Annotated in this window: 2 protein-coding genes and 2 pseudogenes; 3 read left to right on the top strand and 1 reads right to left on the bottom strand. The window is 67.5% G+C overall.

Annotated elements, in window-relative coordinates; all coding sequences use genetic code 11:
- Positions 1–582 (bottom strand): annotated as a pseudogene (locus ABZY11_RS43575) (ArsR family transcriptional regulator); the annotation flags it as partial.
- Between the two features lie 88 nt (positions 583–670).
- Here ABZY11_RS43575 and ABZY11_RS43570 point away from each other — a divergent pair.
- The 3 genes and pseudogenes from ABZY11_RS43570 to ABZY11_RS43560 form a co-directional block, all read left to right on the top strand.
- On the top strand, positions 671–1,960 hold the full coding sequence (locus ABZY11_RS43570; protein ID WP_356484481.1) for an MFS transporter: 1,290 nt from the start codon (positions 671–673) through the stop codon (positions 1,958–1,960).
- A 327-nt stretch (positions 1,961–2,287) separates the two neighbouring features.
- The gene (locus ABZY11_RS43565; RefSeq protein WP_329838130.1) at positions 2,288–2,605 is read left to right on the top strand and encodes a transposase; all 318 of its coding nucleotides are present in this window, start codon (positions 2,288–2,290) and stop codon (positions 2,603–2,605) included.
- 225 nt (positions 2,606–2,830) lie between these two features.
- Positions 2,831–3,382: pseudogene (locus ABZY11_RS43560) on the top strand (IS3 family transposase); the annotation flags it as partial.
- Between the last annotated feature and the right edge of the window lie 53 nt (positions 3,383–3,435).

Raw genomic sequence — 3,435 nt, 5'->3', positions numbered from 1 at the left:
GTTCAACAGAACGCACTCAAAGGCTACCCACCCCGCAAACCAGACTGCCGCGGCACCAGGATGATCTCCGGCTACGAAAATCTTGCCAGAGCCACGTAAGTGTGTACGCCGACAACAGATCGCGCGCAGTTGCGGCCAGTCCGTGGCGAGCAGTTCGTGCCATGCCCGGTCCATCGCCTTGGCGATCCTGGAGACGGCGTCCGTCGAGTCCAGCACTGCGCGCACGCGGGGGTCACGGGCGGACGGGCCGGTCGCGTTGGTGGCGAATTCGTGGCGGGCCGCTTCCAGCGGTGTGGCCCGGATCATGGCCAGGTCGTCCGCCCAGGTCTGGTTGAGGCCGCGCGGGGGCGGGGCGACGAAGTTCGGTCCGCCCCCGCGCGGGGTGTGCAGGGCGAGGGCGGCGTTCAGTTCGGTCTCGCGGCGAAGCCGTTCAAAGGCCGGCATGAGTCGGGTGGCCCAGGCTCGCGGCAGCGGCCTGTCTCGGCCGGCGAGCGAGCCCAGCAGGAAGCACAGGTCCATCGCGGGCGACAGCGCGAAGCGGCTGCGCAGCAGGTCCTCGACGGAGACTTCGAAGCGCAGCACTCTGCCATGCTACTGCGGGACGTTGTTCCGATTCGTCCAGCGACGAATCATTGGTGAGTGGCATGGGCACACGGCGAGGTTGGGCGTCATGACCCCAACCGCCGAACCCGCGCAGAGCAACCACCGTGCCACCTACCGGGAGGTGCTGGCCGAGCCGCGATTCCGGCTGCTCTTCTCAACCCGCGCCGTCTCGATCACTGCGGACGCGCTGCGGATCACCACGTTCTCGGTTCTGGTCTTCTCGGCCACCGGCTCCGCGCTGCTGAGCGCAGTGGCCTTCGGCATCGGCTTCATCCCGCAGCTGTTCGGCTCGCTGTTGCTGGGCTCACTGGCCGACCGACTGCCGCCCCGCGCGCTCATTACCGGCGGCTACGCCTTGACGTGCGCCGCCGCCCTGCTGCTCGCCCTGGTGCGGATGCCGGTCGCGGCAAGCCTCGGTGTCGTGGCGCTGGTCTCCCTCGCCACACCGGTGTTTCACGGCGCGTCGAGTCGGCTGGTCGCTCAGTCGATGGAGGGTGACGCCTATGTACTGGGCCGTTCACTGAACAACATCGCTGGCGCCGGCGCGCAATTGTTCGGTCTGGCGCTGGGAGGTGCGGTCGTCGCGGCACTCGGCCCACGCCGGGCGCTCGCGGTCAGCGCCGTCCTCTACCTCGGCTGCGCGCTTGCTATCCGCATCCGGCTACCCCGGCCGCAGCCGGGAGAGTTCGGCGGCACACCAGGCAGCGATGGGGGCGATAGCGGGGCCGTCCGTGCAAGCCTGCAGGGTGCAGGCCTGCTGCTGCGCGGACGCACAGTGCGACGACTGATGCTGGCCCAGTGGCTACCCGTCGCGCTCGTAGCGGGTGCGGAAGGCCTCATCGTCGCCTACGCGGGAGAACGCCACTTCGCGCCCGGCTGGTACGCGGTGCTGATGGGCTGTCTGCCGGTTGGCATGCTTGTCGGTGACCTGCTGGTGGGTCGACTGCTACGGCCACGCTCCCGGGAGCGACTGGTAGTCCCGTTGATTGCGCTGGCGGGGCTGCCGCTGATCGGCTTTGCTGCCGAGCCCGGAGTGGGCGTCTCGTCCTGTCTGCTGCTGCTCAGCGGCCTCGGATACGCCTACAATCTCGGCCTGCAACGCCCGTTCCTGGACGCCCTGCCGCAGGACGGCCAAGGCCAGGCCTTCGGCTTGCTCGGCTCCGGCAGCATGACGCTGCAGGGCGTCGGACCGGTTTGCTTGGGCTCGGTGGCCGCAGGCATTGGAACAGGCGGCGCAATCGCCCTGGCAGGCGGCGCGGTGGCGCTTACCGCCGGCTGGATTCTCACCTGGCACCCGCCCACCTCCCCCGTCCCCGCCTCGGAACTTTCCCCTACTGGATCATCGACATACGGGTAATCGCCCGCTGGCTGGCCGACCAGGGCTTCGAGAACCTCTCCGACGTCCGGAACCAGGACCTCGACGTCTTCCGAACGTACGTCCTCGACCTCGACCGGTGGCTGTGAGCTTCCCTGACTCTGACCGCAGTGGGGTGCCGGCAAGGAGACGGTTCGCGGCACTCCGCAACGCTGCACGCTCGGCTTCCCGATCTCGGGCGCGTCGATTCGTCGAACTGTTGCGTGAGTCCAGCCTGAGACGAGACGTTGCCTACGGCGACCACAGGGACCTCATTGAACCGTTCCGAGTTTGATCGAGACTCGATCTCTTGGAAGGATCGAGTCCGTTATGGCGAAGCAATACCCCAAGGAGCTCAAGGAGCGGGCCGTGCGTCTGGTCCTGGAGACTCGTGATCAGTACAAGACCGAGTCCGCGGCGATCCGATCGATCGGCGCGAAGCTCGACATCGGCCCGGAGTCCCTGCGGAACTGGGTGCGTCAGGCCGAGGTCGACGCCGGAGCCCGGACCGGGACCACGACCGAGGAATCCGCCCAGCTCAAGGCCCTCAAGAAGGAGGTCGCCGAGCTGAAGCGGGCGAACGAGATCCTGAAGGCTGCGGCGTCTTTCTTCGCGGCCGAGCTCGACCGGCCACACACACGCTCGTAGCGTTCATCGACGAGCACCGGGACCGCTTCGGCGGAGTCGAGCCGATCTGCAGGACCCTCACCGAGCACGACTGCAGCATCCACCCCTCCACCTATTACGCGTACAAGAAACGTCCCATGTCGGCCCGTGCCCTGCGGGACGCGGGACTGGCGCCGCTGATCGTCAGCATCTACCGGGACAACTACAGCGTCTACGGAGCCCGCAAGATCTGGGCGGGAGCTCAAGCGTCAGGGTCATCAGGTGGCCCGGTGCACCGTCGAGCGCCTGATGAAGGCCGAGGGCCTGGTCGGGGCGGTGCGCGGGAAGAAAGTCGTCACCACGGTGGCGGACAGGGAGGCCGAGCGGGCGCCGGACCGGCTCGGCCGGCAGTTCGTGGCCAGTGCTCCGAACCGGGTGTGGGTCGCGGACTTCACCTACGTGGCCACCTGGTCCGGCACCGTCTATGTCGCCTTCGTCGTCGACACCTTCTCCCGCCGGATCGTCGGCTGGTCCGCAGCGACAAACAAACAGACCCCGCTGGTGCTGTCCGCACTGGAAATGGGGCTGTGGCAGCGTGACCGGGCCGGAAACCCCATCACCGCACGGGAGTTGATCCACCACTCCGATGCCGGATCGCAGTACACCAGTTTCCGGCTCGCCGCCCACCTGGCCGCCGAACAGATCGCCGCGTCCATCGGCACCGTCGGGGACGCCCTCGACAACGCCCTGATGGAATCGACCATCGGGCTCTACAAACAATGCCGCGGAGTTAAGTCGTCGCGCATCACGTCAAGTTGATCAGTTTTCAGCTGGTGGGGCCAACCATTCGGGGGCGATCCGGTATCTCCCTC

This window comes from Streptomyces sp. NPDC006510 (assembly GCF_040611955.1).
Classification (GTDB): domain Bacteria; phylum Actinomycetota; class Actinomycetes; order Streptomycetales; family Streptomycetaceae; genus Streptomyces.
Note: the sequence above shows the minus strand (reverse complement) of the source record. Positions and strands in the feature narration are given on the sequence as shown.

Excerpts from the sequence above, each read along its gene's own strand:
- ABZY11_RS43570 (WP_356484481.1), top strand. The coding sequence starts at position 671 with ATGACCCCAACCGCCGAACCCGCGCAGAGCAACCACCGTGCCACCTAC.
- ABZY11_RS43565 (WP_329838130.1), top strand. The coding sequence starts at position 2,288 with ATGGCGAAGCAATACCCCAAGGAGCTCAAGGAGCGGGCCGTGCGTCTG.